Origin of the sequence: Klebsiella quasivariicola, from assembly GCF_002269255.1 — a bacterium.
Taxonomy (GTDB): domain Bacteria; phylum Pseudomonadota; class Gammaproteobacteria; order Enterobacterales; family Enterobacteriaceae; genus Klebsiella; species Klebsiella quasivariicola.
The window spans coordinates 1,643,556-1,669,552 of the sequence record NZ_CP022823.1; the positions used below are offsets into that span (position 1 = coordinate 1,643,556).

Annotated in this window: 23 protein-coding genes; 21 read left to right on the forward strand and 2 right to left on the reverse strand. The window is 60.1% G+C overall.

The features are described from left to right. Positions 1–5: 5 nt before the first annotated feature. The 8 genes from nuoG (at position 6) to nuoN (ending at position 10,129) form a co-directional block, all read left to right on the forward strand. Positions 6–2,732, forward strand: a complete 2,727-nt coding sequence (gene nuoG, locus B8P98_RS08420; RefSeq protein ID WP_095032870.1) for an NADH-quinone oxidoreductase subunit NuoG — start codon at positions 6–8, stop codon at positions 2,730–2,732. Further along, the gene (nuoH, locus tag B8P98_RS08425; RefSeq protein ID WP_002913156.1) at positions 2,729–3,706 is read left to right on the forward strand and encodes an NADH-quinone oxidoreductase subunit NuoH; all 978 of its coding nucleotides are present in this window, start codon (positions 2,729–2,731) and stop codon (positions 3,704–3,706) included. The genes nuoG and nuoH overlap by 4 nt, the downstream gene beginning before the upstream one ends. A 14-nt stretch (positions 3,707–3,720) precedes the next feature. Beyond that, positions 3,721–4,263, forward strand: a complete 543-nt coding sequence (gene nuoI / locus B8P98_RS08430; RefSeq protein ID WP_095032871.1) for an NADH-quinone oxidoreductase subunit NuoI — start codon at positions 3,721–3,723, stop codon at positions 4,261–4,263. Positions 4,264–4,274: 11 nt separating this feature from the next. Next, entirely contained in the window at positions 4,275–4,829 is a 555-nt protein-coding gene (nuoJ, locus tag B8P98_RS08435; protein WP_015365591.1) for an NADH-quinone oxidoreductase subunit J, read from the forward strand. Next, complete coding sequence (nuoK, locus tag B8P98_RS08440) at positions 4,826–5,128, forward strand: NADH-quinone oxidoreductase subunit NuoK (RefSeq protein ID WP_002913148.1); 303 nt, start codon at positions 4,826–4,828, stop codon at positions 5,126–5,128. Before nuoJ ends, nuoK begins: the two co-directional genes overlap by 4 nt. After that, the gene (gene nuoL, locus B8P98_RS08445; protein WP_080896906.1) at positions 5,125–6,966 is read left to right on the forward strand and encodes an NADH-quinone oxidoreductase subunit L; all 1,842 of its coding nucleotides are present in this window, start codon (positions 5,125–5,127) and stop codon (positions 6,964–6,966) included. Before nuoK ends, nuoL begins: the two co-directional genes overlap by 4 nt. Before the next feature lie 169 nt (positions 6,967–7,135). Continuing rightward, positions 7,136–8,665 carry an NADH-quinone oxidoreductase subunit M gene (gene nuoM / locus B8P98_RS08450; protein WP_087806175.1) on the forward strand — a complete coding sequence of 510 codons (1,530 nt, stop codon included), beginning with the start codon at positions 7,136–7,138 and terminating at the stop codon, positions 8,663–8,665. Between the two features lie 6 nt (positions 8,666–8,671). Then, positions 8,672–10,129, forward strand: coding sequence for an NADH-quinone oxidoreductase subunit NuoN (gene nuoN, locus B8P98_RS08455; RefSeq protein WP_080924254.1), 1,458 nt, complete (start codon positions 8,672–8,674; stop codon positions 10,127–10,129). Between the two features lie 61 nt (positions 10,130–10,190). Here nuoN and rnz read toward each other — a convergent pair whose 3' ends face one another. After that, positions 10,191–11,111, reverse strand: a complete 921-nt coding sequence (gene rnz / locus B8P98_RS08460) for a ribonuclease Z (protein WP_080924253.1) — start codon at positions 11,109–11,111, stop codon at positions 10,191–10,193. A gap of 57 nt (positions 11,112–11,168) precedes the next feature. On the opposite strand from rnz, the gene B8P98_RS08465 reads away from it, so the two are divergent. From B8P98_RS08465 to menE, 7 genes are all read left to right on the forward strand, one after another. After that, positions 11,169–11,630, forward strand: a complete 462-nt coding sequence (locus tag B8P98_RS08465) for a GNAT family N-acetyltransferase (protein ID WP_025711584.1) — start codon at positions 11,169–11,171, stop codon at positions 11,628–11,630. A 123-nt stretch (positions 11,631–11,753) separates the two neighbouring features. Further along, entirely contained in the window at positions 11,754–13,043 is a 1,290-nt protein-coding gene (menF, locus tag B8P98_RS08470; RefSeq protein WP_080924252.1) for an isochorismate synthase MenF, read from the forward strand. An 82-nt stretch (positions 13,044–13,125) separates the two neighbouring features. Then, entirely contained in the window at positions 13,126–14,796 is a 1,671-nt protein-coding gene (gene menD / locus B8P98_RS08475) for a 2-succinyl-5-enolpyruvyl-6-hydroxy-3-cyclohexene-1-carboxylic-acid synthase (RefSeq protein WP_025711586.1), read from the forward strand. Then, the gene (gene menH, locus B8P98_RS08480) at positions 14,793–15,551 is read left to right on the forward strand and encodes a 2-succinyl-6-hydroxy-2,4-cyclohexadiene-1-carboxylate synthase (RefSeq protein WP_025711587.1); all 759 of its coding nucleotides are present in this window, start codon (positions 14,793–14,795) and stop codon (positions 15,549–15,551) included. Before menD ends, menH begins: the two co-directional genes overlap by 4 nt. A 14-nt stretch (positions 15,552–15,565) precedes the next feature. Then, complete coding sequence (menB, locus tag B8P98_RS08485; protein WP_008803957.1) at positions 15,566–16,423, forward strand: 1,4-dihydroxy-2-naphthoyl-CoA synthase; 858 nt, start codon at positions 15,566–15,568, stop codon at positions 16,421–16,423. Beyond that, positions 16,423–17,388 (forward strand): o-succinylbenzoate synthase, encoded by a 966-nt coding sequence (gene menC, locus B8P98_RS08490; RefSeq protein WP_080924250.1) that lies wholly within the window; start codon positions 16,423–16,425, stop codon positions 17,386–17,388. Before menB ends, menC begins: the two co-directional genes overlap by 1 nt. Continuing rightward, positions 17,385–18,761: an o-succinylbenzoate--CoA ligase gene (gene menE / locus B8P98_RS08495; RefSeq protein ID WP_080924249.1), complete on the forward strand. Its 1,377-nt coding sequence runs from the start codon at positions 17,385–17,387 to the stop codon at positions 18,759–18,761. Before menC ends, menE begins: the two co-directional genes overlap by 4 nt. A 55-nt stretch (positions 18,762–18,816) precedes the next feature. On the opposite strand, the gene nudI is transcribed toward menE, so the two are convergent. Then, positions 18,817–19,242: a nucleoside triphosphatase NudI gene (gene nudI / locus B8P98_RS08500; protein WP_025711592.1), complete on the reverse strand. Its 426-nt coding sequence runs from the start codon at positions 19,240–19,242 to the stop codon at positions 18,817–18,819. Positions 19,243–19,378: 136 nt separating this feature from the next. Between nudI and B8P98_RS08505 the strand changes: the two genes are divergently transcribed. The 6 genes from B8P98_RS08505 (at position 19,379) to B8P98_RS08530 (ending at position 25,990) form a co-directional block, all read left to right on the forward strand. Beyond that, positions 19,379–20,332, forward strand: a complete 954-nt coding sequence (locus B8P98_RS08505) for an Rpn family recombination-promoting nuclease/putative transposase (RefSeq protein WP_095032872.1) — start codon at positions 19,379–19,381, stop codon at positions 20,330–20,332. A gap of 279 nt (positions 20,333–20,611) precedes the next feature. After that, positions 20,612–21,154 carry a YfaZ family outer membrane protein gene (locus tag B8P98_RS08510; RefSeq protein WP_004201712.1) on the forward strand — a complete coding sequence of 181 codons (543 nt, stop codon included), beginning with the start codon at positions 20,612–20,614 and terminating at the stop codon, positions 21,152–21,154. A 102-nt stretch (positions 21,155–21,256) separates the two neighbouring features. Next, positions 21,257–22,453 (forward strand): nicotinamide mononucleotide deamidase-related protein YfaY, encoded by a 1,197-nt coding sequence (locus tag B8P98_RS08515; RefSeq protein WP_095032873.1) that lies wholly within the window; start codon positions 21,257–21,259, stop codon positions 22,451–22,453. A 204-nt stretch (positions 22,454–22,657) separates the two neighbouring features. Next, positions 22,658–23,443, forward strand: coding sequence for an IclR family transcriptional regulator (locus tag B8P98_RS08520; protein ID WP_008803963.1), 786 nt, complete (start codon positions 22,658–22,660; stop codon positions 23,441–23,443). 10 nt (positions 23,444–23,453) lie between these two features. Next, positions 23,454–24,659 carry an L-rhamnonate dehydratase gene (gene rhmD / locus B8P98_RS08525; RefSeq protein WP_095032874.1) on the forward strand — a complete coding sequence of 402 codons (1,206 nt, stop codon included), beginning with the start codon at positions 23,454–23,456 and terminating at the stop codon, positions 24,657–24,659. A gap of 41 nt (positions 24,660–24,700) precedes the next feature. Next, a complete protein-coding gene (locus B8P98_RS08530) occupies positions 24,701–25,990 on the forward strand; it encodes an MFS transporter (RefSeq protein ID WP_025711596.1) in 1,290 nt (429 codons plus the stop codon). Positions 25,991–25,997: the final 7 nt, after the last annotated feature.

The window sequence follows — 25,997 nt, forward strand, 5'->3', positions numbered from 1 at the left end:
CGCAAATGGCTACGATTCATGTAGACGGCAAAGAATACGAGGTCAACGGGGCGGACAACCTGCTAGAGGCTTGTCTCTCTCTTGGTCTTGATATTCCCTACTTTTGCTGGCACCCGGCGCTAGGGAGCGTCGGTGCTTGCCGCCAGTGTGCGGTGAAGCAATATCAGAACGCGGAAGACACGCGTGGTCGCCTGGTGATGTCCTGTATGACTCCGGCATCCGACGGCACCTTTATTTCTATCGACGACGGCGAAGCGAAGCAGTTCCGCGAAAGCGTGGTGGAGTGGTTGATGACTAACCACCCGCACGATTGCCCGGTCTGCGAAGAGGGTGGCAACTGCCACCTGCAGGATATGACGGTGATGACCGGCCATAGCTTCCGCCGCTATCGTTTCATCAAACGTACCCACCGTAATCAGGATCTGGGGCCGTTTATTTCGCACGAAATGAACCGCTGCATCGCCTGCTACCGCTGCGTGCGCTACTACAAAGATTATGCCGACGGCACCGACCTGGGCGTCTATGGCGCGCACGACAACGTCTACTTCGGTCGCCCGGAAGATGGCACCCTGGAAAGCGAGTTCTCCGGCAACCTGGTGGAAGTCTGCCCGACCGGCGTCTTCACCGACAAAACGCACTCCGAGCGTTACAACCGTAAGTGGGACATGCAGTTTGCGCCGAGCATCTGCCAGCAGTGTTCCATCGGCTGCAACATCAGCCCGGGCGAACGCTATGGCGAGCTGCGTCGTATCGAAAACCGCTATAACGGGACCGTTAACCGCTACTTCCTCTGCGACCGCGGTCGCTTCGGCTATGGCTATGTCAACCTGAAAGACCGTCCGCGTCAGCCGGTGCAGCGCCGCGGCGACGATCTGATCACTCTCAACGCCGAGCAGGCGATGCAGGGCGCGGCAGATATCCTGCGCCAGTCGAAGAAAGTGATCGGTATTGGCTCCCCGCGCGCCAGCATCGAAAGCAACTTTGCGCTGCGTGAGCTGGTGGGCGCCGACAACTTCTATACCGGCATCGCTAAAGGCGAACAAGCGCGCCTGCAGATGATGCTCAAAGTGCTGCGTGAAGGTGGGGTCCATACCCCAAGCCTGCGCGATATCGAATCCTACGATGCGGTACTGGTGCTGGGCGAAGACATTACCCAGACCGGCGCGCGCGTGGCCCTGGCAGTCCGCCAGGCGGTGAAAGGGAAAGCACGCGAAATGGCAGCGGCGCAGAAAGTAGCCGACTGGCAGATCGCCGCGATCCTCAACATCGGGCAGCGCGCCAAGCACCCGTTATTCGTCACCAACATCGATGACACCCGCCTGGATGACATTGCCGCGTGGACCTACCGCGCGCCGGTGGAAGATCAGGCGCGTCTGGGCTTCGCTATCGCCCATGCGCTGGATGACAGCGCGCCGGCGGTTGATGGCCTGAGCCAGGACCTGAAGGGTAAGGTTGACGTGATTGTCCAGGCGCTGGCCGGAGCGAAAAAACCACTGATTATCTCCGGAACCAACGCCGGCAGCATGGAGATCATCCAGGCCGCCGCTAACGTGGCGAAAGCGTTGAAGGGCCGCGGCGCCGATGTTGGGGTGACCATGGTCGCCCGCGCGGTGAACAGCGTCGGTCTGGGCATGATCGGCGGCGGCTCGCTTGAAGAGGCGCTGGACGAACTGGAAAGCGGCGCCGCGGACGCGGTTATCGTGCTGGAAAACGACCTGCACCGTCATGCTTCCGCCGCGCGCGTCGACGCAGCGCTGGCGAAAGCCCCGCTGGTGATGGTGGTTGACCATCAGCGCACCGCGATTATGGACAAAGCGCACCTGGTGCTCTCTGCGGCAAGCTTTGCGGAAAGCGACGGTACGGTGGTTAACAACGAAGGCCGCGCTCAGCGTTTCTTCCAGGTTTACGATCCGGCTTACTACGACGCGAAAACCGTGATGCTGGAAAGCTGGCGCTGGCTGCATTCGCTGCACAGCACCGTCAACAACCGTCAGGTTGACTGGACGCAGCTGGACCACGTCATCGATGCCGCGATTGCCGCGCTGCCGCAGCTGGCGGGCATTAAAGATGCCGCGCCGGATGCGACCTTCCGCATTCGCGGGCAGAAGCTGGCGCGTGAACCGCACCGCTACAGCGGCCGCACGGCGATGCGCGCGAACATCAGCGTGCACGAGCCGCGTCAGCCGCAGGATAAAGACACCATGTTCGCCTTCTCCATGGAAGGGAACAACCAGCCGTCCGCGCCGCGTTCGCAGATCCCGTTCGCCTGGGCGCCGGGCTGGAACTCCCCGCAGGCATGGAACAAGTTCCAGGATGAAGTGGGCGGCAAACTGCGCCACGGCGATCCGGGCGTGCGTCTGTTTGAAGCGTCCGCCAGCGGGCTGGAGTATTTCACCGCGGTGCCGGCCGGCTTCCAGGCCGAAGAAGGGAAATGGCGTATCGCGCCGTACTACCATCTGTTTGGCAGCGATGAGCTGTCTCAGCGTGCGCCGGTGTTCCAGAGCCGGATGCCTGAGCCGTACATCAAGCTGAACCCGGCGGATGCCGCGAAGCTTGGCGTTAACGCCGGGGCAATGCTCTCCTTTAGCGTGGAAGGCCAGACCCTGCGTTTGCCGCTGGTTATCTCTGAAGGGCTGACCGCAGGACAGGTTGGCTTACCGATGGGCATGCCGGGCATTGCGCCGGTGCTGACCGGATCGCGTATTGATTCACTGCAGGAGGCGAAAGCATGAGCTGGTTAACACCGGATCTTATCGACATTCTGTTAAGCATCCTGAAGGCCGTGGTCATTCTGCTGGTGGTCGTCACCTGTGGCGCGTTCATGAGCTTCGGCGAGCGTCGTCTGCTCGGTCTGTTCCAGAACCGCTACGGGCCTAACCGCGTGGGCTGGGGCGGTTCGCTGCAGCTGGTCGCCGACATGATCAAGATGTTCTTTAAAGAGGACTGGATCCCGCGCTTCTCCGATCGGGTGATCTTTACTCTGGCGCCGGTTATCGCCTTTACCTCGCTGCTGCTGGCTTTCGCTATTGTACCAGTGAGCCCGACCTGGGTGGTCGCCGACCTGAACATCGGTATTCTGTTCTTCCTGATGATGGCAGGTCTGGCGGTTTACGCAGTCCTGTTCGCCGGCTGGTCGAGCAACAACAAATACTCGCTGCTGGGGGCGATGCGTGCATCTGCGCAGACCCTGAGCTACGAAGTGTTTCTCGGTCTCTCCCTGATGGGCGTGGTGGCGCAGGCGGGGTCATTCAACATGACCGATATCGTCAACAACCAGGCGCATCTGTGGAACGTCATCCCGCAGTTCTTTGGCTTCGTGACTTTCGCCATCGCCGGCGTGGCGGTGTGTCACCGTCACCCGTTCGACCAGCCGGAAGCGGAGCAGGAACTGGCCGATGGTTACCACATTGAATATTCCGGTATGAAATTCGGTCTGTTCTTCGTCGGTGAATACATCGGTATCGTCACCGTTTCAGCGCTGATCGTCACGCTGTTCTTCGGCGGCTGGAATGGCCCGTGGTTACCTCCTTTCATCTGGTTCGCGCTGAAAACCGCGTTCTTCATGATGATGTTCATTTTGATCCGCGCATCATTACCGCGTCCGCGCTATGACCAGGTAATGTCCTTTGGCTGGAAGGTATGCCTGCCGTTAACGCTGGTCAACTTGTTGGTAACGGCGGCTGTCATTCTCTGGCAGGCGCAATAAGGGGTGAATTGAACATGACCTTAAAAGAATTATTGGTGGGGTTCGGCACCCAGGTCCGCAGTATCTGGATGATTGGCCTGCATGCCTTCGCCAAACGTGAAACCCGGATGTACCCGGAAGAGCCGGTCTATCTGCCGCCGCGCTATCGCGGCCGCATCGTGCTGACCAGCGATCCGGACGGTGCAGAGCGCTGCGTCGCCTGTAACCTGTGTGCGGTAGCCTGCCCGGTGGGCTGTATCTCGCTGCAGAAAGCAGAGACGGTAGACGGGCGCTGGTACCCGGAGTTCTTCCGCATCAACTTCTCACGCTGCATTTTCTGCGGCCTGTGCGAAGAGGCGTGCCCGACCACGGCGATCCAGTTGACCCCGGACTTCGAGCTGGGTGAATACAAGCGTCAGGATCTGGTGTACGAAAAAGAGGATCTGCTGATTTCCGGTCCGGGCAAATACCCGGAATATAACTTCTACCGGATGGCGGGTATGGCAATCGACGGCAAAGATAAGGGCGAAGCGGAAAACGAAGCTAAGCCAATCGACGTCAAGAGCCTGTTACCGTAAGGAGAGGGGCAATGGAATTCGCTTTTTATATCTGTGGCCTGATAGCCATCCTCGCAACCTTGCGGGTCGTCACCCACACCAATCCGGTGCACGCGCTGCTGTACCTGATTATTTCGCTGCTGGCGATTGCCGGGGTGTTCTTCTCGCTGGGCGCGTACTTCGCCGGTGCGCTGGAAATCATCGTTTACGCCGGGGCCATCATGGTGCTGTTCGTGTTCGTGGTGATGATGCTCAACCTGGGCGGCACCGAGATCGAACAGGAACGCAAATGGCTGCAGCCGGGGATCTGGATTGGCCCGGCCATCCTCTCCGCGGTGCTGCTGGTGGTTATCGTTTACGCCATCCTGGGCATCAATGACCAGGGTATCGACGGCGCGGCGATCAACGCTAAAGAAGTCGGTATTGCGCTGTTTGGGCCGTACGTCCTGGCGGTGGAGCTGGCCTCCATGCTGCTGCTGGCGGGCCTGGTGGTCGCCTTCCACATTGGCCGCGAAGAGCGCGCCGGCGAGGTGCTGAGCAACCGCGTGAACGACAGCGACAAACGAAAAACGGAGGAACACGCATGATCCCCTTAACACATGGACTGATCCTCGCGGCCATCCTGTTTGTGCTTGGTCTCACGGGGCTGGTGATCCGCCGCAATCTGCTGTTTATGTTGATTAGCCTGGAAATCATGATTAACGCCGCCGCGCTGGCCTTTGTGGTGGCGGGTAGCTACTGGGGCCAGGCAGATGGTCAGATAATGTATATCCTCGCCATCAGCCTCGCGGCTGCGGAAGCGAGTATCGGCCTGGCGCTGCTGCTGCAGCTCCATCGTCGCCGCCAGAACCTGAACATCGATTCAGTAAGTGAGTTGCGTGGATGAACATGCTTGCCTTAACCATTCTTTTGCCATTGATTGGCTTTGTGCTGCTGGCCTTCTCCCGCGGACGCTGGTCGGAAAACCTTTCCGCCACCGTTGGCATGGGGTCGGTAGGCCTGGCGGCGCTGGTCACCGCGTACGTTGGCGTTGACTTTTTCGCTAACGGCAAACAGGCGGTCAGCGTACCGCTGTGGACCTGGATGTCGGTCGGAGATTTCAATATCGGTTTCAACCTGGTGCTGGACGGCCTGTCGCTGACCATGCTCTCCGTGGTGACCGGCGTCGGCTTCCTGATCCACATGTTCGCCTCCTGGTACATGCGCGGCGAAGAGGGCTACTCCCGCTTCTTCGCTTACACCAACCTGTTTATCGCCAGCATGGTGGTTCTGGTTCTGGCCGATAACCTGCTGCTGATGTACCTGGGTTGGGAAGGGGTAGGTCTCTGTTCGTACCTGCTGATCGGTTTCTACTACACCGATCCGAAGAACGGCGCCGCAGCGATGAAAGCGTTTGTGGTGACCCGCGTCGGCGACGTGTTCCTCGCCTTCGCGCTGTTCATTCTTTATAACGAACTCGGTACCCTTAACTTCCGCGAAATGGTTGAGCTGGCGCCGCAGCACTTCGCTAACGGCAGCACCACGCTGCAGTGGGCGACGCTGATGCTGCTCGGCGGCGCGGTCGGTAAATCTGCTCAGCTGCCGCTGCAAACGTGGCTTGCCGATGCGATGGCGGGCCCGACGCCGGTCTCCGCGCTGATCCACGCCGCGACCATGGTCACCGCGGGCGTATACCTGATCGCCCGTACCCACGGCCTGTTCCTGATGACGCCGGAAGTACTGCATCTGGTGGGTATCGTCGGGGCGGTCACCCTGGTGCTGGCGGGCTTCGCCGCGCTGGTGCAGACCGATATCAAACGCGTGCTGGCTTACTCGACCATGAGCCAGATTGGCTACATGTTCCTCGCGCTGGGCGTGCAGGCCTGGGATGCGGCTATTTTCCACCTGATGACTCACGCGTTCTTTAAAGCGCTGCTGTTCCTGTCGTCTGGTTCGGTGATTCTGGCCTGCCATCACGAACAGAACATCTTCAAGATGGGCGGCCTGCGTAAATCCATTCCACTGGTATACGTCTGCTTCCTGGTGGGGGGCGCGGCGCTGTCCGCTCTGCCGCTTATCACCGCAGGCTTCTTCAGTAAGGATGAGATTCTGGCAGGGGCGATGGCCAACGGCCATATCAATCTGATGGTGGCGGGCCTGGTCGGTGCCTTTATGACCTCGCTCTATACTTTCCGGATGATTTTCATCGTATTCCACGGTAAAGAGCAAATTCACGCGCACGCAGGGAAGGGGATCACCCACCATCTGCCGCTGATTGTGCTGCTGGTGTTGTCCACCTTCGTTGGCGCGCTGATTGTGCCGCCGCTGGAAGGGGTGCTGCCGCAGACCACTGAGCTGGCGCACGGTAGCGTGATGACGCTGGAGATTGCCTCCGGGATCATCGCCATTGCCGGTATTCTGATCGCCGCCTGGCTGTGGCTGGGCAAACGCACGCTGGTGACCTCCATCGCCAACAGCGCGCCTGGCCGCTTCTTCGGTACCTGGTGGTTCCATGCCTGGGGCTTCGACTGGTTATACGACAAAGTATTCGTGAAACCATTCCTCGGGATTGCCTGGCTGTTGAAGCGCGATCCGCTGAACGCGTTGATGAATATCCCGGCGATCCTCTCCCGCTTTGCAGGTAAAGGCCTGCTGGTGAGCGAGAACGGCTATCTGCGCTGGTATGTGGCTTCAATGAGCATCGGCGCGGTGGTGGTGCTGGCGCTGTTGATGGTATTGCGTTGATTTGATCGCGCGGTTTTGCCCGGTGGCGCTTCGCTTACCGGGCCTACGAGACCGTAGGTCGGGTAAGCGAAGCGCCACCCGACACAACAAACCGCACTCAAACGTGAATGTAGTCGAATTCGTTGAAAATCGGTCCTGAACGGGACTTTAACAAGGAATAAAAATCGCCATGTTACTACCCTGGCTAATATTAATTCCCTTCATCGGCGGCTTCCTGTGCTGGCAGACCGAACGCTTTGGCGTGAAAGTGCCGCGCTGGATCGCGCTGATTACCATGGGACTGACGCTGGTGCTTGGCCTGCAGCTGTGGATGCAGGGCGGCTATTCTCTGACGCAATCCGCGGGTATTCCGCAATGGCAGTCGGAATTCGTGCTGCCGTGGATCCCACGCTTTGGCATTAGCATCCATCTGGCGATTGACGGCCTGTCACTGCTGATGGTGGTGCTGACCGGCCTGCTCGGCGTGCTGGCGGTGCTCTGTTCGTGGCGTGAAATCGAAAAATACCAGGGCTTTTTCCACCTCAACCTGATGTGGATCCTGGGCGGCGTCATCGGAGTGTTCCTCGCCATCGACATGTTCCTGTTCTTCTTCTTCTGGGAAATGATGTTGGTGCCGATGTACTTCCTGATCGCGCTGTGGGGTCACAAAGCCTCTGACGGTAAAACGCGTATCACGGCAGCCACCAAGTTCTTCATCTATACCCAGGCGAGCGGCCTGGTGATGCTGATCGCTATTCTGGCGCTGGCCTTCGTCCACTTCAACGCCACCGGCGTGTGGACCTTCAACTATGAAGATCTGCTGAAAACCCCAATGTCTCACGGCGTGGAATACCTGCTGATGCTCGGCTTCTTCATCGCTTTCGCGGTGAAAATGCCGGTGGTCCCGCTGCACGGCTGGCTGCCGGACGCCCACTCCCAGGCACCGACTGCTGGTTCCGTCGACCTCGCGGGCATCTTGCTGAAAACCGCGGCCTACGGTCTGCTGCGCTTTGCGCTGCCGTTGTTCCCGAACGCCTCCGCTGAGTTTGCGCCCATCGCCATGTGGCTGGGTGTGATCGGTATCTTCTACGGCGCGTGGATGGCCTTCGCCCAGACCGATATCAAACGCCTGATCGCCTACACCTCTGTGTCCCACATGGGCTTCGTGCTGATTGCAATCTACACCGGTAGCCAGCTGGCGTATCAAGGCGCGGTGATCCAGATGATTGCCCACGGTCTGTCCGCGGCGGGTCTGTTTATTCTGTGCGGTCAGCTGTACGAACGTCTGCACACCCGCGATATGCGCCAGATGGGCGGCTTGTGGAGCAAAATTAAATGGCTGCCGGCGATGTCGATGTTCTTCGCTGTCGCCACCCTGGGGATGCCGGGTACCGGTAACTTCGTCGGCGAATTTATGATCCTGTTCGGCAGCTATAAAGTGGTGCCGGTGATCACCATTATCTCGACATTTGGTCTGGTATTCGCGTCTGTTTACTCGCTGTCGATGCTGCATCGCGCCTACTTCGGTAAAGCGAAAAGCGAAGTGGCGGCGAAAGAGTTGCCGGGGATGTCCCTGCGTGAACTGTCTATCATCCTGCTGCTGGTGGTGCTGCTGGTGCTGTTGGGCTTCTTCCCGCAGCCGATCCTCGACACCTCGCATGCTGCGATGAGCAACATTCAGCAGTGGTTTGTTAATTCTGTTTCTACTACAAGGCCGTAATTCGCCATGACAATAACTCCACAACAACTGATCGCACTGCTACCGCTGCTGATCGTCGGCTTGACGGTGGTGGTTGTGATGCTCTCCATTGCGTGGCGACGCAATCATTTTCTCAATGCCACGCTGTCGGTCATCGGACTTAACGCCGCGCTGGTCTCGCTCTGGTTTGTTGGCCAGAACGGGGCCATGGACGTCACCCCGCTGATCCGCGTTGACGGCTACGCCATGCTCTATACCGGGCTGGTGCTGCTGGCGAGCCTCGCGACCTGTACTTTCGCCTACCCATGGCTTGAGGGTTACAAGGACAATAAAGAAGAGTTCTACCTGCTGGTGCTGATCGCCGCCCTGGGTGGCATTCTGCTGGCCGGCGCCAATCATCTGGCTGCGCTGTTCCTCGGCATCGAGTTGATCTCGCTGCCGCTGTTCGGCCTGGTCGGCTACGCCTTCCGCCAGAAGCGTTCGCTGGAAGCGAGCATCAAATACACTATCCTCTCCGCCGCAGCGTCTTCTTTCCTGCTGTTCGGTATGGCGCTGGTGTATGCGAACTCCGGCAACCTGTCCTTCCTCGCGCTGGGCAAAAGCCTGGCGGACAACATGCTGCACGAGCCGCTGCTGCTGGCGGGTCTTGGCCTGATGATTGTCGGTCTTGGCTTTAAACTGTCGCTGGTGCCGTTCCACCTGTGGACGCCGGACGTTTACCAGGGGGCGCCTGCGCCGGTCTCCACCTTCCTGGCGACCGCCAGCAAGATCGCTATCTTCGGCGTAGTGATGCGTTTGTTCCTGTACATGCCGGTGGGCAACAGCGAAGCGGTACGCGTGGTGCTGGGCCTGATCGCCTTCGCCTCTATCATCTTCGGTAACCTGATGGCGCTGAGCCAGACCAACATTAAGCGCCTGCTCGGTTACTCTTCCATCTCCCATCTCGGCTATCTGCTGGTGGCGCTGATTGCCCTGCAGAGCGGTGAAATGTCGATGGAAGCCGTGGGCGTCTACCTGGCCGGTTACCTGTTCAGCAGCCTCGGCGCGTTCGGCGTGGTCAGCCTGATGTCCAGCCCGTACCGCGGCCCGGATGCTGACTCGCTGTTCTCCTACCGCGGCCTGTTCTGGCACCGTCCGATCCTGTCGGCTGTGATGACGGTGATGATGCTCTCCCTGGCCGGCATCCCGATGACCCTCGGCTTTATCGGTAAGTTCTACGTGCTGGCCGTCGGTGTGCATGCGCATCTGTGGTGGCTGGTTGCCGCGGTGGTTGTCGGCTCGGCGATCGGTCTCTACTACTACCTGCGCGTGGCAGTGAGCCTGTACCTGAGCGCGCCGGAGCAACTGAATCGCGATGCGCCGTCCAACTGGCAGTACAGCGCCGGCGGTATCGTGGTGCTGATCTCCGCGCTGCTGGTGCTGGTGCTCGGTATCTGGCCGCAGCCGCTGATTAGCATCGTGCAGCTGGCGACGCCGCTGATGTAATCAAATTGCTGGTGAACTGAATTAACCGCCGACTTGTCGGCGGTTTTTTTATGCCTGCGGTTTACGCCAGCCGATAGACCATAAAATCCTCCGCCAGTAGCGTATTGGCGAAAACTTCCCGGCATTCCGCCAGCATGCGCAGGCAGCCTTCGGCATCGTAGCGCGAGCTAAAGTGGGTGGCGATTAGCGTGCCGACCCCCGCTTCTTTGGCAAGCGTCGCGGTCTGCTGGCTGGAGGAGTGGCCGCGGCTATTGGCTTTCTCCGCCATCGCCTGTTCAAGGGTGGTCTCGTGGACCATCACATCCGCGCCGCGCGCCATCTCCAGCGCCTGCGGGCAAGGGGCGGTATCGCCAAAAATGGCCAGCGTTTTACCCGGCGTGGCGGGGCCCAGATAGCGGCTGCCGTCGATGATCCGACCATCTTCCAGCGTGACGCGCTGGCCGCGCTTGAGCTGATGAAACAGCGGTCCTGAAGGCACGCCGTCGGCAATCAGCCGGGCGGCGTCCAGGGTGCCGGGCTTATCATGCTGCTCAATGCGATAGCCGTAACACTCCACCGGATGGCTGAGCGGGAACGCCGTCACCCGATAGCCCTCTTCGTCGAAGAGCAGGCCGGGGCCGACTTCGATGATGGTGAGCGGATAGTCGGTCCACGAACCGCTCAGGCGCAGCGCGGTCTCAACAAACTCTTTGAGCCCTTTTGGCCCGTAGAGGGTGAGGGGCAGAGAGTTCCCCTGCATTGAACGGCTGCACAGCAGGCCGGGCAGGCCGAACAGGTGGTCACCGTGCAGATGGGTAATAAAAATTTTATTGAGTTTGCCGGGATGATAGGGCGTGTGCAGAAACTGATGCTGGGTCCCTTCGCCGCAGTCAAACAACCACATTTCGGCGCGGGTCGGCTGTTGCAAATTGAGTATTATCGACGTCATATTACGCGTGCGGGTCGGCACCCCGGCGGATGTCCCCAAAAAAGTTAATTCCATCGTCCAGTGTCCTCAGGGCGAGTCGCAAAGTATCAGTATATCAATAAGGAGCAGCAGATGATGACCTGGCAGGATCTCCACCATAGTGAACTCACCGTTCCCCAGCTGTATGCGCTGCTGAAATTGCGCAGCGAAGTTTTTGTCGTGGAGCAGCAGTGCGTTTATCAGGATGTCGACGGCGATGATTTAGTCGGCGAAAATCGCCATCTGCTCGGCTGGCGCGATGGCGAACTGCTGGCCTACGCGCGGATCCTCAAAAGCGAAGAAGAGTTTGCGCCGGTGGTGATTGGCCGGGTCATCGTCAGCCCCGCCGCGCGCGGTGAGAAGCTCGGCTATCAGCTGATGGAGCAGGCGCTGGCCAGCTGTCAGCAACACTGGCCCCAAAAGGCGATTTACCTCGGCGCCCAGGCGCACCTGCAATCTTTTTACGCACACTTCGGTTTTACGCCAGTGACCGAGGTCTATGATGAGGATGGCATCCCGCACATCGGGATGGCGCGGGAAAACCATGCTGTCTGATTTTTAAGCACCTCAGTCCGGGCGCTGGCAGCGGGTAAGGAAAACCCGCTCCCTCGTCATGGGTACTGCTATTCCGCCGTCGAACCCCTTATAATGTGGGGTTTTACTACCGTGGAGGTTTGCGTGCTGTCTGTTTCCACTGCGCTGGCCCGTTTATCTGACGGCCTGGATGAGTCCTTTCCTGACTCGCCCGGCACGCGAATTATCGATATTGCCTTTCCGCTGAATGATGCCTTCGATCCGCTGCTGTGGTGTGGCCAGCAGCCGCAATGGCCGCAGTTTTACTGGCAGCAGCGTAATGGCGATGAGGAACTGGCGACGCTGGGGGCGGTAAAAACCTTTTCCTCGCTCGACGCGGCGAACCGCTTTTTACGCCAGGCCGGGCAGCAGGATCTGCGTATCTGCGGCCTGAATGCGTTCGAACCGCAGCAGGGTTGCCTGGTGCTGCCGCGACTGGAGTGGCGTCGGTGCGGCGGCAGGGCCGTGCTGCGGCTGGTGCTCCATAGCGACCTTTCCCTGCGCGACGATGCCGCGGCGGCGCGCGTGTTTCTCGCCAGCCTGAGCACCGCTCAGGCGACCCCTGGCGCCATCCCGTCTCCGCTGAGCGAGCGCCACTCATCCGATTATCCTCAGTGGCAGGCAATGATTGCGCGGGCCACCGAGGCAATTAGCGCCGGTGAAATGGATAAAGTGGTGCTGGCGCGGGCAACTGACCTGCAGTTTGCCGCCCCGTTAGATGCCGTGAGCATTATGGCGGCCAGCCGCAGCAGCAATCTCAACTGTTTTCATTTCCTGATGGCGTTCAATGCCCGGCAGGCGTTTTTCGGCTCCACGCCGGAGCGGCTGTTGCGCCGGCGCGGCACACTGCTGCGCACCGAAGCGCTGGCGGGAACCGTTGCAAACCATCTGGACGACGCGAAGGCGCAGCAGCTGGCCGACTGGTTAATGAAAGACGACAAAAACCAACGGGAAAACATGCTGGTGGTGGAGGATATTTGCCAGCGCCTGCAGAGTGAGGCCTCGACGCTGGACGTCCTGCCACCGCAGGTGGTGAGGCTGCGTAAGGTGCAGCATCTCCGACGCTGCATCTGGACCGAGCTGGCGGAGCCCGACGACAGCCGCTGTCTGCTGCAGCTGCAGCCCACCGCCGCGGTGGCAGGCCTGCCACGCCGGGCGGCGCTGGCGTTCATTCAGCGCCATGAACCGTTTTCCCGCGAATGGTATGCCGGTTCCGCTGGCTATTTGTCGCTGGCGCAAAGCGAGTTTTGCGTGGCGCTGCGTTCGGCGAAAGTTGAGAACGACACCCTGCGACTGTATGCCGGGGCGGGGATCGTCAGCGGCTCCGATGCGCAGCAGGAGTGGCAGGAGATTGACAACAAAGCGGCCGGGCTGCGCTCGCTGCTCTGTCCATAAGCCGGGAATGACGATACATATCAAAACGACGTCACTTTGCCTTATCTATACTTAGCATCAATATTTGATAGCGGACAATTTCATGTCAGTAAGCGCATTTAACCGACGCTGGGCGGCGGTGATTCTGGAAGCTTTAACGCGCCACGGCGTACAGCATATCTGCATCGCGCCGGGCTCGCGTTCGACACCCTTAACCCTGGCGGCGGCGGAAAACCGCGCCTTTATCCATCATACCCATTTTGACGAACGCGGCCTCGGCCACCTGGCGCTCGGTCTGGCGAAGGCCAGCCGGCAGCCGGTGGCGGTGATTGTTACCTCCGGGACTGCCACTGCGAACCTCTATCCGGCGCTGATTGAGGCGGGCCTCACCGGGGAAAAGCTGATCCTGCTAACCGCCGACCGCCCGCCGGAGCTGATCGACTGCGGCGCGAACCAGGCCATCCGCCAGCCGGGGATGTTTGCCTCCCATCCGTCGCAGACGATTTCCCTGCCGCGTCCCTCACAGGATATTTCCGCCCGCTGGCTGGTCTCGACCATTGACCAGGCGCTGGGGGCGCTGCACGCCGGTGGGGTGCATATTAACTGCCCGTTCGCTGAGCCGCTATATGGCGATATGGACGATACCGGGCTGGAGTGGCAACAGCAGCTCGGTAACTGGTGGCAGAGCGATAAACCCTGGCTGCGCCAGGCGCTGCAGATGGAGAGTGAGAAACAGCGCGACTGGTTCTTCTGGCGGCAAAAGCGCGGCGTCGTGGTCGCGGGCAGGATGAGCGCCGCGGAAGGTAAAAAAGTGGCTGAATGGGCGCAGACCCTCGGCTGGCCGCTGATCGGCGATGTCCTGTCGCAGACCGGGCAGCCGCTGCCGTGCGCCGATCTGTGGCTGGGTAACGGCAAAGCGGTCAGCGAGCTGGCGCAGGCGCAAATCATCGTCCAGCTCGGCAGCAGCCTGACCGGCAAACGCGTGCTGCAGTGGCAGGCCACCTGTGAGCCGGATGAGTACTGGCTGGTGGATAATCTGCCCGGTCGCCTCGATCCGGCGCAGCACCGCGGTCGTCGTCTGTTCTCAAGCGTTGAGCGCTGGCTTGAACTGCATCCGGCGGAGAAACGCCAGCCGTGGGCGACGGACATTCCTGAGCTCTCCCGCCAGGCGTGGCAGGCCGCGGTCGCCAGCAGCGAACCTTTTGGCGAAGCGCAGCTGGCGCAGCGTATTCGGCGCTACCTACCGGAGCAGGGGCAACTTTTCGTCGGCAACAGCCTGGTAGTACGCCTGATCGACGCCCTGGGGCAACTACCGGCCGGGTATCCGGTCTACAGCAACCGCGGCGCCAGCGGGATTGATGGCTTGATCGCCACTGCCGCCGGCGTACAGCGCGCCAGCGCGCGGCCGACGTTAGCGATCGTCGGCGATCTGTCGGCGTTATACGATCTCAACTCGCTGGCCCTGCTGCGTCAGGTATCGGCGCCGCTGGTGCTGATCGTAGTGAACAACAACGGTGGGCAGATCTTCTCCATGCTGCCGACGCCGCAGGACGAGCGTCGGCAGTTCTATTTAATGCCGCAGGACGTCGATTTTAGCCACGCGGCGGCGATGTTCGGCCTGGCCTATCATCGCCCTGATGACTGGCAGTCGCTGGATGAGGCGCTGGCCGGCGCCTGGCGCCGCGCCGGGGCGACGGTGATTGAGCTGGCGGTCAATGAGACCGACGGCACGCAGACGCTCCAGCAACTGCTGGCGCAGGTAAGCCGCCTGTGATCCTTAGCGCTACTGTCGAAAACGGCCAGCCGGGCTATCCCTGGTTGGTGTTCCTGCACGGTTTTTCCGGTGACCGCAATGAGTGGCGGGAAGTAGGTGACGCTTTTCCTGCCTGGCCGCGGCTGTATCTGGATCTGCCGGGCCACGGCGGCTCCGCGGATATCGCGGTACAGGATTTTTCCGCAGTCAATGCCCTGCTGCAGGCTACGCTTGATAGTTACAACATACATAAGTATTGGCTGATCGGCTACTCGCTGGGCGGCCGGGTGGCGATGAACTTTGCCTGCCAGCCGCGCGCGGGCCTGCGCGGGCTGATTGTCGAGGGCGGACATCCGGGCCTGCAGGATGAAGAGGCCCGGCAGGCGAGACGCAGCAATGACAGCGCCTGGGCGGCGCGTCTCCGCCGCGAGCCGTTAACCCAGGTCTTTACCGACTGGTATCAGCAACCGGTCTTCGCTTCGCTGAATGCCGCGCAGCGTGAGTCTTTGGTCGCCTTACGTAGCCGCAATAACGGCGCGACGCTGGCGGCGATGCTAGAGGCGACCTCCCTTGCCCGGCAGGCCGATCTGCGCACCTCTCTGCAGGCGCGCAATTTTTGTTTTCACTACCTGTGCGGCGAACGCGACGCAAAGTTTTGCGCCATCGCCCAGGCGCTCGCGGCGGATCTCCATCTTATTCACCATGCCGGACACAACGCGCACCGGGACAATCCCGCGGCGGTGATTGCCTGTCTGGCGCAGATTCTGGCAAGTTAACTGAAGGACATTTTATGATCTCTCTTGATGAAGCAATGCTCTATGCCCCCGTTGAATGGCACGATTGTTCCGAAGGCTACACCGATATCCGCTATCACAAATCGGCTGACGGCATTGCCAAAATCACCATCAATCGCCCGCAGGTGCGCAACGCCTTCCGCCCGCTGACCGTCAAGGAGATGATTCAGGCGCTGGCGGATGCGCGCTATGACGATAATATCGGCGTCATTGTGCTGACCGGTGAAGGCGAGAAAGCCTTCTGCGCCGGCGGTGACCAGAAAGTCCGTGGCGACTACGGCGGCTATCAGGACGACTCCGGCGTTCACCACCTTAACGTACTCGACTTCCAGCGCCAGATCCGTACCTGCCCGAAACCGGTGGTGGCGATGGTGGCCGGCTACTCTATCGGCGGCGGCCACGTGCTGCACATGATGTGCGATCTGACCATTGCGGCGGATAATGCCATCTTCGGCCAGACCGGACCGAAAGTCGGCTCTTTCGATGGCGGCTGGGGCGCTTCCTATATGGCGCGGATCGTCGGGCAGAAAAAAGCGCGCGAAATCTGGTTCCTGTGCCGTCAGTACGACGCCCAGCAGGCGCTGGATATGGGGCTGGTGAACACCGTGGTCCCGTTGGCAGAACTGGAAAAAGAGACCGTGCGCTGGTGTCGTGAAATGCTGCAAAACAGCCCGATGGCGCTGCGTTGCCTGAAAGCGGCGCTGAACGCCGACTGCGATGGCCAGGCCGGGCTGCAGGAGCTGGCGGGTAACGCCACCATGCTGTTCTACATGACGGAAGAAGGGCAGGAAGGACGTAACGCCTTCAACCAGAAACGTCAGCCAGACTTCAGCAAATTTAAACGGAATCCATAATGCGCGTTTCGCAGGTTTACCGCTGGCAGATACCGATGGACGCGGGCGTGGTTCTGCGCGAGCGGCGGTTAAAAACCCGCGATGGGCTGTTCATCCGCCTGCAGGAGGGGGAACGCGAAGGCTGGGGGGAAATTTCTCCCCTGCCGGGATTCAGTGACGAAACGCTGGAAGCGGCGCAAATGGCGCTGCTGGCGTGGGCGCGGGCCTGGCGCGACGGCGCCGAGCCGCCGCTTCCCATGCAGCCCTCCGTCGCTTTTGGTATTAGCTGCGCGCAGGCGGAGCTTGGCGGCGAACTACCGCAGGCGGCGGATTATCGCGCGGCGCCGCTCTGTTCCGGCGACCCGGATGAACTGTTCGCCAGGCTGGCGGCGATGCCCGGCGAGAAAGTCGCTAAGGTGAAAGTGGGGCTGTGGGAGGCGGTACGCGACGGCATGGTGGTGAATCTGCTGCTGGAAGCAATCCCCGACCTGCAGCTGCGGCTGGATGCCAACCGGGCGTGGACGCCGCTTAAAGCGCAGCAGTTTGCCAAATACGTTAACCCGGCGTATCGTCAGCGCATTGCGTTTCTTGAGGAACCCTGCAAAACGCGGGAGGACTCGCGGGCCTTTAGCCGCGAGACGGGGATCGCAATCGCCTGGGATGAAAGCCTGCGCGAGGCGGATTTCCGCTTTGTCGCCGAGCCCGGCGTGCGCGCAGTGGTGATCAAACCGACGCTGACCGGCAGCTTGCAAAAGGTTCAGCAACAGGTCGCCGCGGCGCATGCGCTGGGGCTGAGCGCGGTGATCAGCTCGTCGATCGAGTCCAGCCTCGGGTTAACCCAGCTGGCGCGGGTTGCCGCCTGGCTGACGCCGCAGACTATCCCCGGGCTGGATACGCTGTCACTGATGGGGGCGCAGCTGGTACGGCCGTGGCCGGAAAGCACGCTGCCGTTGATCAACGTTGATGGGCTGGAGCCGCTGCTGTGACTTTTAACGACTGGCCATGGCGCCACTGGCGCCAGCGGCGCGGTGAGACGCAGGCCTTACGCCTGAATGACCAGGCGCTGAACTGGCGTGAGCTATGCGCGCGGATTGACGCACTGGCGTCTGGTTTTGCCGCGCAGGGCGTAATGGAAGGTCAGGGCGTGGCGCTACGGGCCTACAACCAGCCGGAGACGCTGCTCGCCTGGCTGGCGCTGCTGCAGTGCGGGGCGCGGGTGCTGCCGCTTAATCCGCAGCTGCCTACGGCCTTGCTGCAGGAACTGCTGCCTGCGTTAACCGTCCAGCATCAACTGGTGCTGAATGGCGATGTGCTGCCGGGGGATTTACCGGCGTTAACGCTGCAGGCGGCAGAGGGCGAGCATGCCGCTTGCTGGCATGGCGATCGGCTGGCATCGATGACCTTGACCTCCGGCTCAACCGGCCTGCCGAAGGCGGCGGTACATAGCGCCAGCGCCCATCTGGCCAGCGCTGCTGGCGTGCTGGCGCTGATGCCGTTTGCCGGGGAGGACGACTGGCTGCTGTCGCTGCCGCTGTTCCATGTCTCCGGCCAGGGGATTATGTGGCGCTGGCTGCTGGCTGGCGCGCGGCTCACGGTGCGTGATAAACAGCCGCTGGAGCAAGCGTTGCTGGGCTGTACCCACGCTTCACTGGTACCGACTCAGCTGTGGCGCCTGCTGAATGATGATGCCAGCGTTACGCTCAATGCGGTACTGCTTGGCGGCGCGGCGATCCCGGTTGAATTGACCGAACGGGCGCGGGCGCAGGGGATACGCACATTTTGCGGCTACGGTCTGACTGAGTTTGCCTCCACGGTCTGTGCCAAAGAGGCCGATGGCGCGCCGGATGTGGGGGCGTCGTTGCCGGGGCGGGAGGTGAAAATTGTCGCTGGCGAGATCTGGCTGCGGGCGTCGAGTATGGCGGCGGGTTACTGGCGCGACGGTCAGTTATTGCCATTAACCAACGCTGAAGGGTGGTTTGCGACGCGCGATCGCGGGGAATTACACAATGGTCGGCTGACGGTTGTTGGGCGACTGGATAATCTCTTTTTTAGCGGTGGGGAAGGTATTCAACCAGAAGAGGTCGAGCGTGTGATACTTGCCCACCCACAAGTACAGCAGGTGTTTATCGTGCCGCTGGATGACGCGGAATACGGCCAGCGCCCGGTAGCGGTGGTGGAATGCGATGCGTGCTGCGAGATGAGCTCGCTGGCGGCATGGAGCGCTGAACGGTTAGCGCGTTTCCAGCAGCCGATCCAGTGGCTGCGGCTGCCGGAAACGTTGAAGAACGGCGGGATTAAAATTTCGCGCCGGGCGCTGCGCGAGTGGGTCAGGCAGCAGACGTATGCGACCGTATCGTAGCCACCCGCATTATCCCACGGCCTCATGCCGGGTGGGTTGAACGCGTTATGCTGGACTAAAGTAGCCCTTTCAGGCTGAGAGTAACGCGGGTGGCGGCATTGAGATCGTAGTTTTTCAGTTCATCCGTTTTCACCCAGGCATAATCGTCAAACTCCTCGTTGATCGTCACATCGCGATTGGCGCTGACGCAGTCGAAGATGAGATAGATCATGTAGATCGTTTCCTGATGCCCGTCGGGGTAGGTTTTGACGCGGATATCGTCGCGAAAGCGCCACGGCGTGATATGGGTGAGAATGAGTTTTTCGCCGAGCTCTTCGCGAATTTCCCGCCGCAGCGCCTCTTCAATACGTTCCCCTGGCTCCACGCCGCCGCCGGATAATGCCCATTGCCCGGGAAAAACGCCGCGGTCGGGGGCCATCTTACACAGCAGATAATGGCCTTCATTCTGAATAAGCGGGCAAACAATCGTCCTTTGGCGCATGGGTTTTCTCCTTCAGGGGGATGGGCGGTATGCTGATGAAATAGTTTGCGAGCCGCCTCGGTAAACCGCAAGCGAAATACATTTCGGGCCTTGTTGAGTGCTACGTTAAGCGAAAATGATGGCATGGAGCACCGCCATGGAAAAGGCGACGAATTCCCCCCACGACGCTGTATTTAAACACCTGCTGTCGCATCGGGCGACGGCCAGGGATTTTCTGGACATTCACCTCCCCGCACCGCTGCGCGCGTTATGTAACCTGAACACGCTGCAGCTGGAATCCGGGAGCTTTATCGACGATGAGCTACGGGCGAGTCATTCCGATATCCTTTACTCGCTGCAAACGCAGGCGGGAGAGGGCTATATCTACCTGCTGATTGAGCATCAAAGCTCGGCGGATCGCCATATGGCATTTCGCCTGATGCGCTATGCGATAGCCGCGATGCAGCGTCATCTGGATAAAGGGCATACGCAGCTGCCGCTGGTTATCCCGCTGCTGTTTTATCATGGTCGCATTTCTCCCTGGCCTTACCCAATGTGCTGGCTGGCAGGCTTTGCCGATCCGGATATCGCGCGGCGGATCTATGGTGAAGATTTTCCCTTAATTGATATCACTACCACCCCGGACGATGAAATCATGCGCCACCGGCGCGTGGCGATGCTGGAGCTGTTGCAGAAGCATATTCGCCAGCGCGACATGATGGACCTGCACGAGCAACTGGTCAGCCTGTTAGCTCTGGGATACACTAGCCGCAGGCAGCTAAAGACGCTGCTGCACTATCTGTTACAGGCAGGAAACGCCGCCGATCCGGTCGCTTTTTTGCGCCATCTTGCGCAAAGCGTACCCCGGCGGCCGCATAAGGAGACGCTCATGAATATTGCCCAGTTTCTGGAAGATCGCGGCCATCAGCAAGGGTTAAAGCAAGGTCTTGAACAAGGTCTCGAACAAGGCCTACAGCAGGGTATCGAGCAGGGTGAGCAGCAGACCGCGGAACGTATCGCCCGGGCGATGCTCGCTAATGGGCTTGACCTGCTCCTGGTGGCGAAACTGACCGGTCTGGCACCTGAGCGCCTGGCTCTGCTGCAGCATTAATTATTTCCTTTTCCACCCGCGCCGCGTCGCGCCGATTATGCGGCGTCAGTTCTCTTTTTTCGTCAATGTACCAGCGTTAATCATATTAACCATGAATATTCATGGCGCTGAATGGGCGGTTCGTTATTCTGGCAACGCCCGATGCCGTAAAAAAACGCAACTGGTTACACTCTTGTGAAAAATCATTTCGCCAGGTCATTGATTCCTGACGGGTGCGCAGTAGAATTTTCAGGTTTTTTCGGGACTTCTTTGATTTTAATTTTCTGGATAGAGTAAATAATGAAAAAAAGCATTTTCATGGCGCTGGCTGGCGTCATGCTGGTTTCTTCCGCGGCCCATGCGATCAGCGTTACCGGCGAAGCAGGCGAGCATTACACCAACCTTGGCGTCGGCTTCGGCACGGAGTCTACCGGTCTGGCTGTTTCCGGTAACTGGCTGCACAGCGATAACGACGGCGATGCCGCGGGTTTAGGCCTGGGTCTGAATATTCCGCTGGGGCCGTTCCTTGCGACCGTGGGCGGTAAAGGCGTATACACTAACCCGAAACAGGGCGATGAAGGCTATGCGGCCGCGGTTGGCGGTGGCCTGCAGTGGAAAATCGGCGACAGCTTCCGCCTGTACGGCGACTACTACTACTCTCCGGATTCCCTCTCCAGCGGCATTGACAGCTATCAGGAAGCTAACGTCGGCGCCAGCTGGACTATCATGCGTCCGCTCAGCATCCAGGCAGGCTATCGCTATCTGAACCTGGCGGGCAAAGATGGCAACCGCGATAACACCATCGCCGACGGCCCATACATCGGCGCCAGCGCCAGCTTCTAATCCCCTCCGGCGCGGTATCTTCTTGCCGCGCCTGATTTTCCTCCTCGTCAGCATCCCGCTTTGCGTTATAGTATTTCTCACCTGGCAGGCAAGGAGTGAGCAATGTTGAATGTGGAAATGCTGTCCACTGGCGATGAAGTGTTGCATGGTCAAATCGTTGATACCAATGCGGCATGGCTGGCGGATTTCTTTTTTAATCAGGGTTTACCGTTAACGCGCCGCAATACCGTTGGCGACGATCTCGATGCGCTGGTGGCGATTCTGCGCGAACGCAGCGAACAGGCGGATGTGCTGATCGTTAACGGCGGCCTCGGCCCAACCAGCGACGACCTGAGCGCGCTGGCCGCCGCCACGGCAAAAGGCGAAGGGCTAATTTTGCACCCCGAGTGGCTGGAGACGATGACCCGTTTCTTTGCCGAGCGCGGACGGCCGATGGCGGAAAGCAACCGTAAGCAGGCGGAAATCCCCGCCAGCGCCGAGATGATCAATAACCCGGTCGGCACGGCCTGTGGCTTTGCCGTTCAGCTCAACCGCTGCCTGATGTTTTTCACCCCCGGTGTACCTTCTGAATTTAAGGTGATGGTCGAGCAGGAGATTTTACCGCGTCTGCGCCAGCGCTTTACGCTGCCGGACCCGCCGGTATGCCTGCGTTTGACCACCTTTGGCCGCTCGGAGAGCGAGCTGGCGCAAAGTCTTAATCCGCTGACGCTGCCCCCGGGCGTGGTGATGGGTTACCGCTCGTCGATGCCGATTATTGAACTGAAGCTGACCGGACCGGCCGACCAGCGCGACGCCATGCTGGCCCTGTGGCCAGAGGTCCGCAAGGTGGCTGGCGACAGCCTGATTTTCGAAGGTACGGAAGGGTTACCGGCGCAGATCGCCCGCTGTCTGCAGGAGCGGCAGCTGAGCCTGACGCTCAGCGAGCAGTTTACCGGCGGCCTGCTGGCGCTCCAGCTGTCCCGCGCCGGTGCGCCGCTGCTGGCCAGCGAAGTGGTCCCGGCGCAGGAGGAGACGCTGGCGCAGGCGGCCCGCTGGACGGCTGAGCGGCGAATAAACCATTTTGCCGGTCTGGCTCTGGCGGTGAGCGGCCAGGAGAACGATCATCTCAACGTGGCCCTGGCCACCCCGGACGGTACCTTCGCGCTGCGGGTGAAGTTTAGCGTCACCCGCCATAGCCTGGCGGTGCGCCAGGAAGTCTGCGCCATGATGGCTTTGAATATGCTGCGTCGCTGGCTGAAGGGTCAACCGCTGGCCAGCGAACATGGTTGGATTAACGTGGTGGATTCCCTCTCGCTGTAAGTCATTTCCCCGGCGCACCGTCATCCCCGGAGCGCCGGTTGTCCAGCCTGTTGTACTCTCCTGAAAAAATTCTGTGCGTTAAGTCGCATTTTCCTGCTGCGCACGGTCCAGCATACGGGAAAACGATTGCCTCGCGATATCGCTCACACTTTACCGCCCGCACAATCGCAACACTGATTCCAGTATTCAGGATTGGAGTCCAGTATGTTGGAATCAACAAAAGTCCCGGCGCTGACCCGCGCCATTGAGATCCTCAATTTAATCAGCCGCATTGGTCCCTGCAGCGCAGCCACCATCATTGCCGAACTGGGGATCCCGAAAAGCACGGTTTATCTGCTGCTGGGCGAGCTAAAAAAACAGCGCTTCATCAGTATGGATAATCAGGATAACTACTGCCTGTGGACCAAGCTGGTGGAGCTGGCCGGGCAGGCGTTGAGCAAAATGGACCTGCGCGAGCTGGCGCGTCCACGCCTCACCCGGCTGATGGATGAGTGCGGCCTGCTTTGCCATCTGGGCATCATCGATCAGGGTAACGCCTACTACATTCTGAAAATTGAGTCTCCCGCCACCATTAGCGTGCGTTCGCATGAAGGTAAGAGCCTGTCGCTTTACCGCTCCGGGATCGGCAAATGTTTGCTGGCCTGGCAGCCCGCCAGCGTTCAGGCGTCGATTATCGACGACCTGCAGTGGGAGCGGGCCACGCCAACGACCATCACCGATGCTCAACAGTTGCGGGAAGAGCTGGGGCGGATCCGCGCCCGAGGCTGGAGCTTTGATAATGGTGAGGACTATCCGGATGTGCGCTGCGTCGCCGCGCCGGTGTTTAACGCCAATAACGACCTGACCGCCGCCATCTCGGTGGTGGGCACCCGTCTGCAAATCAATGAAGACAATCGCGATTATCTGGCCGGTAAGGCGATTGCCTGCGCGAAAGATATTTCACGTCTGCTGGGGTGGAAAAGCCCCTTCGAACAACTCGCCTCATCATAAGGAGAACATCATGACCCTACCGAAAATTAAACACGTCCGTGCCTGGTTCATCGGCGGCGCCACAGCAGAGCAGGGCGCCGGCGGTGGCGATTATCACGATCAGGGGGCTAACCACTGGATTGACGATCATATCGCCACCCCGATGAGCAAATATAAACAGTATGAGCAGTCCCGCCAGTCATTTGGTATCAACGTGCTGGGCACGTTGATTGTGGAGGTGGAAGCTGAGAATGGACAGACCGGCTTTGCGGTGTCGACGGCCGGTGAGATGGGCTGTTTTATCGTGGAAAAACATCTCAATCGCTTTATCGAAGGCAAATGCATCAGCGATATCAAACTGATCCATGACCAGATGCTTAACGCCACCCTCTACTATGCGGGATCCGGCGGCCTGGTGATGAATACCCTCTCCTGTGTCGACCTGGCGCTGTGGGATCTGTTCGGTAAAGTGGTTGGCCTGCCGGTCTACAAACTGCTGGGCGGGGCAGTGCGCGACGAAATCCAGTTCTATGCCACTGGCGCCCGTCCGGACCTGGCGCAGGAGATGGGCTTTATCGGCGGTAAAATGCCTACCCACTGGGGACCGCACGATGGCGATGCCGGGATCCGCAAAGACGTCGCCATGGTGGCGGATATGCGTGAAAAATGCGGTCCGGATTTCTGGTTAATGCTGGACTGCTGGATGAGCCAGGACGTTAATTACGCCACCAAACTTGCCCATGCCTGCGCGCCTTACAACCTCAAATGGATCGAAGAGTGCCTGCCGCCGCAGCAGTATGAAGGCTATCGTGAGCTGAAGCGTCAGGCCCCAGCCGGGATGATGGTAACCAGCGGCGAGCACCACGGTACGCTGCAGTCCTTCCGCACCCTGTCGGAGACCGGTATCGATATTATGCAGCCCGACGTTGGCTGGTGCGGCGGCTTAACCACCCTGGTGGAGATCGCGGCCATCGCCAAAGCGCGCGGGCAGCTGGTGGTGCCCCACGGCTCGTCGGTTTACTCGCATCATGCGGTGATCACCTTCACCAACACACCGTTCAGCGAGTTTCTGATGACCAGTCCGGACTGCGCCACGCTGCGTCCGCAGTTTGACCCGATCCTGCTCGGCGAGCCAGTGCCGGAGCAAGGGCGCATTCATAAATCGGTCCTGGATAAACCCGGCTTTGGCGTCGAGCTCAATCGCGACTGCAACCTGAAGCGTCCTTATCAACACTGATCCCCCGGGCCGCCCGGCGGCCCACGCCTGAGGATAATATGATGAGCAACTCTCTGCTGGAGAGCGTGGTTAAGAAAAACCGCGCTCGCTTAATCCCCTTTATGCTGGCCCTGTATGTGCTGGCGTTTCTTGACCGCTCCAATATCGGTTTTGCCAAGGAGACGTATCAGCTTGATACCGGGCTCAGCAATGAAGCCTACGCCCTGGGGGCCGGTATTTTCTTTGTGGTCTACGCCTTTCTCGGGGTACCGGCCAATCTGCTGATGCGTAAATTTGGCGCCAGAAAATGGATCGGCTGCACCACTCTGCTGTGGGGCGTGCTGTCGGCGGCAATGGCCTGGGCGGACAGCGAAGCGAAATTTCTTCTGGTGCGTACCCTGCTTGGTGCGGCGGAGGCGGGTTTCTTTCCCGGGATGATCTACCTCACCTCACAGTGGTTTCCCCAGCAAAACCGCGCCAGCATCATGGGGCTGTTTTATATGGGGGCGCCGCTGGCCCTGACGCTGGGATCGCCTTTATCCGGCGCCCTGCTGGAGATGCATGGGTTAATGGGCCACCCCGGCTGGTTCTGGATGTTTGTCATTGAAGGCCTGCTCGCTATCGCCGCGGGAGCGTTCACCTTCTTCTGGCTGGACGACTCGCCGCAGCAAGCTCGCTTCCTGAGCGCTGAGGAAAAACAAGTGCTGATCGGCGAGCTGGCGCGTGAGGAGGAGAAAAAGATCGCCTCGCGCCTGTCCGATGCGCTGCGTAACGGGCGGGTCTGGCAGCTGGCGCTGATTTACCTGACCATACAGGTGGCGGTCTATGGCCTGATTTTCTTCCTGCCCACTCAGGTCGCTGCGCTGCTGGGCACCAAAGTCGGCTTCGTTGCCTCGGTGGTGACGGCTATTCCTTGGGTGGCGGCGCTGTTCGGCACCTGGCTTATCCCTCGCTACTCCGATCGCACCGGCGAGCGGCGCAATATTGCCGCGCTGACGCTGCTGGCGGCGGCGGTTGGGATTGCGGTGTCCGGGCTGGTGGCGCCGGTGCTGGCTATCATCGCGCTGTGTGTGGCGGCGGTTGGTGTCATTGCCGTGCAGCCGGTCTTCTGGACGATGCCGACGCAGCTGCTGTCCGGCACGGCGCTGGCCGCCGGGATTGGCTTCGTTAACCTGTTTGGCGCCATCGGCGGCTTTCTGGCGCCGATCGTGCGCGTGCAGGCCGAAACCCTGTTCGCCAGTAGCGCCGCCGGACTGTTAACCCTGGCCGGCGTCGCTATCGTCGGGGTGATTATCATCTTCTCATTAAGCCTCACCCGCGCGGTACCCCAGCGCGGCAGCGTACAGCATTAATTAAAGG

What these genes read in the sequence shown, in the direction of transcription:
- B8P98_RS08520 (WP_008803963.1), top strand. Translation starts at nt 22,658, where the DNA reads ATGTTGGAATCAACAAAAGTCCCGGCGCTGACCCGCGCCATTGAGATC.
- nudI (WP_025711592.1), bottom strand. Translation starts at nt 19,242, where the DNA reads ATGCGCCAAAGGACGATTGTTTGCCCGCTTATTCAGAATGAAGGCCAT.
- rhmD (WP_095032874.1), top strand. Translation starts at nt 23,454, where the DNA reads ATGACCCTACCGAAAATTAAACACGTCCGTGCCTGGTTCATCGGCGGC.
- B8P98_RS08515 (WP_095032873.1), top strand. Translation starts at nt 21,257, where the DNA reads ATGTTGAATGTGGAAATGCTGTCCACTGGCGATGAAGTGTTGCATGGT.
- B8P98_RS08530 (WP_025711596.1), top strand. Translation starts at nt 24,701, where the DNA reads ATGAGCAACTCTCTGCTGGAGAGCGTGGTTAAGAAAAACCGCGCTCGC.
- nuoI (WP_095032871.1), top strand. Translation starts at nt 3,721, where the DNA reads ATGACCTTAAAAGAATTATTGGTGGGGTTCGGCACCCAGGTCCGCAGT.
- B8P98_RS08510 (WP_004201712.1), top strand. Translation starts at nt 20,612, where the DNA reads ATGAAAAAAAGCATTTTCATGGCGCTGGCTGGCGTCATGCTGGTTTCT.
- nuoK (WP_002913148.1), top strand. Translation starts at nt 4,826, where the DNA reads ATGATCCCCTTAACACATGGACTGATCCTCGCGGCCATCCTGTTTGTG.
- B8P98_RS08505 (WP_095032872.1), top strand. Translation starts at nt 19,379, where the DNA reads ATGGAAAAGGCGACGAATTCCCCCCACGACGCTGTATTTAAACACCTG.
- rnz (WP_080924253.1), bottom strand. Translation starts at nt 11,111, where the DNA reads ATGGAATTAACTTTTTTGGGGACATCCGCCGGGGTGCCGACCCGCACG.
- menD (WP_025711586.1), top strand. Translation starts at nt 13,126, where the DNA reads ATGTCAGTAAGCGCATTTAACCGACGCTGGGCGGCGGTGATTCTGGAA.
- nuoN (WP_080924254.1), top strand. Translation starts at nt 8,672, where the DNA reads ATGACAATAACTCCACAACAACTGATCGCACTGCTACCGCTGCTGATC.
- nuoH (WP_002913156.1), top strand. Translation starts at nt 2,729, where the DNA reads ATGAGCTGGTTAACACCGGATCTTATCGACATTCTGTTAAGCATCCTG.
- menC (WP_080924250.1), top strand. Translation starts at nt 16,423, where the DNA reads ATGCGCGTTTCGCAGGTTTACCGCTGGCAGATACCGATGGACGCGGGC.
- menB (WP_008803957.1), top strand. Translation starts at nt 15,566, where the DNA reads ATGATCTCTCTTGATGAAGCAATGCTCTATGCCCCCGTTGAATGGCAC.
- nuoG (WP_095032870.1), top strand. Translation starts at nt 6, where the DNA reads ATGGCTACGATTCATGTAGACGGCAAAGAATACGAGGTCAACGGGGCG.
- nuoL (WP_080896906.1), top strand. Translation starts at nt 5,125, where the DNA reads ATGAACATGCTTGCCTTAACCATTCTTTTGCCATTGATTGGCTTTGTG.
- nuoM (WP_087806175.1), top strand. Translation starts at nt 7,136, where the DNA reads ATGTTACTACCCTGGCTAATATTAATTCCCTTCATCGGCGGCTTCCTG.
- B8P98_RS08465 (WP_025711584.1), top strand. Translation starts at nt 11,169, where the DNA reads ATGATGACCTGGCAGGATCTCCACCATAGTGAACTCACCGTTCCCCAG.
- nuoJ (WP_015365591.1), top strand. Translation starts at nt 4,275, where the DNA reads ATGGAATTCGCTTTTTATATCTGTGGCCTGATAGCCATCCTCGCAACC.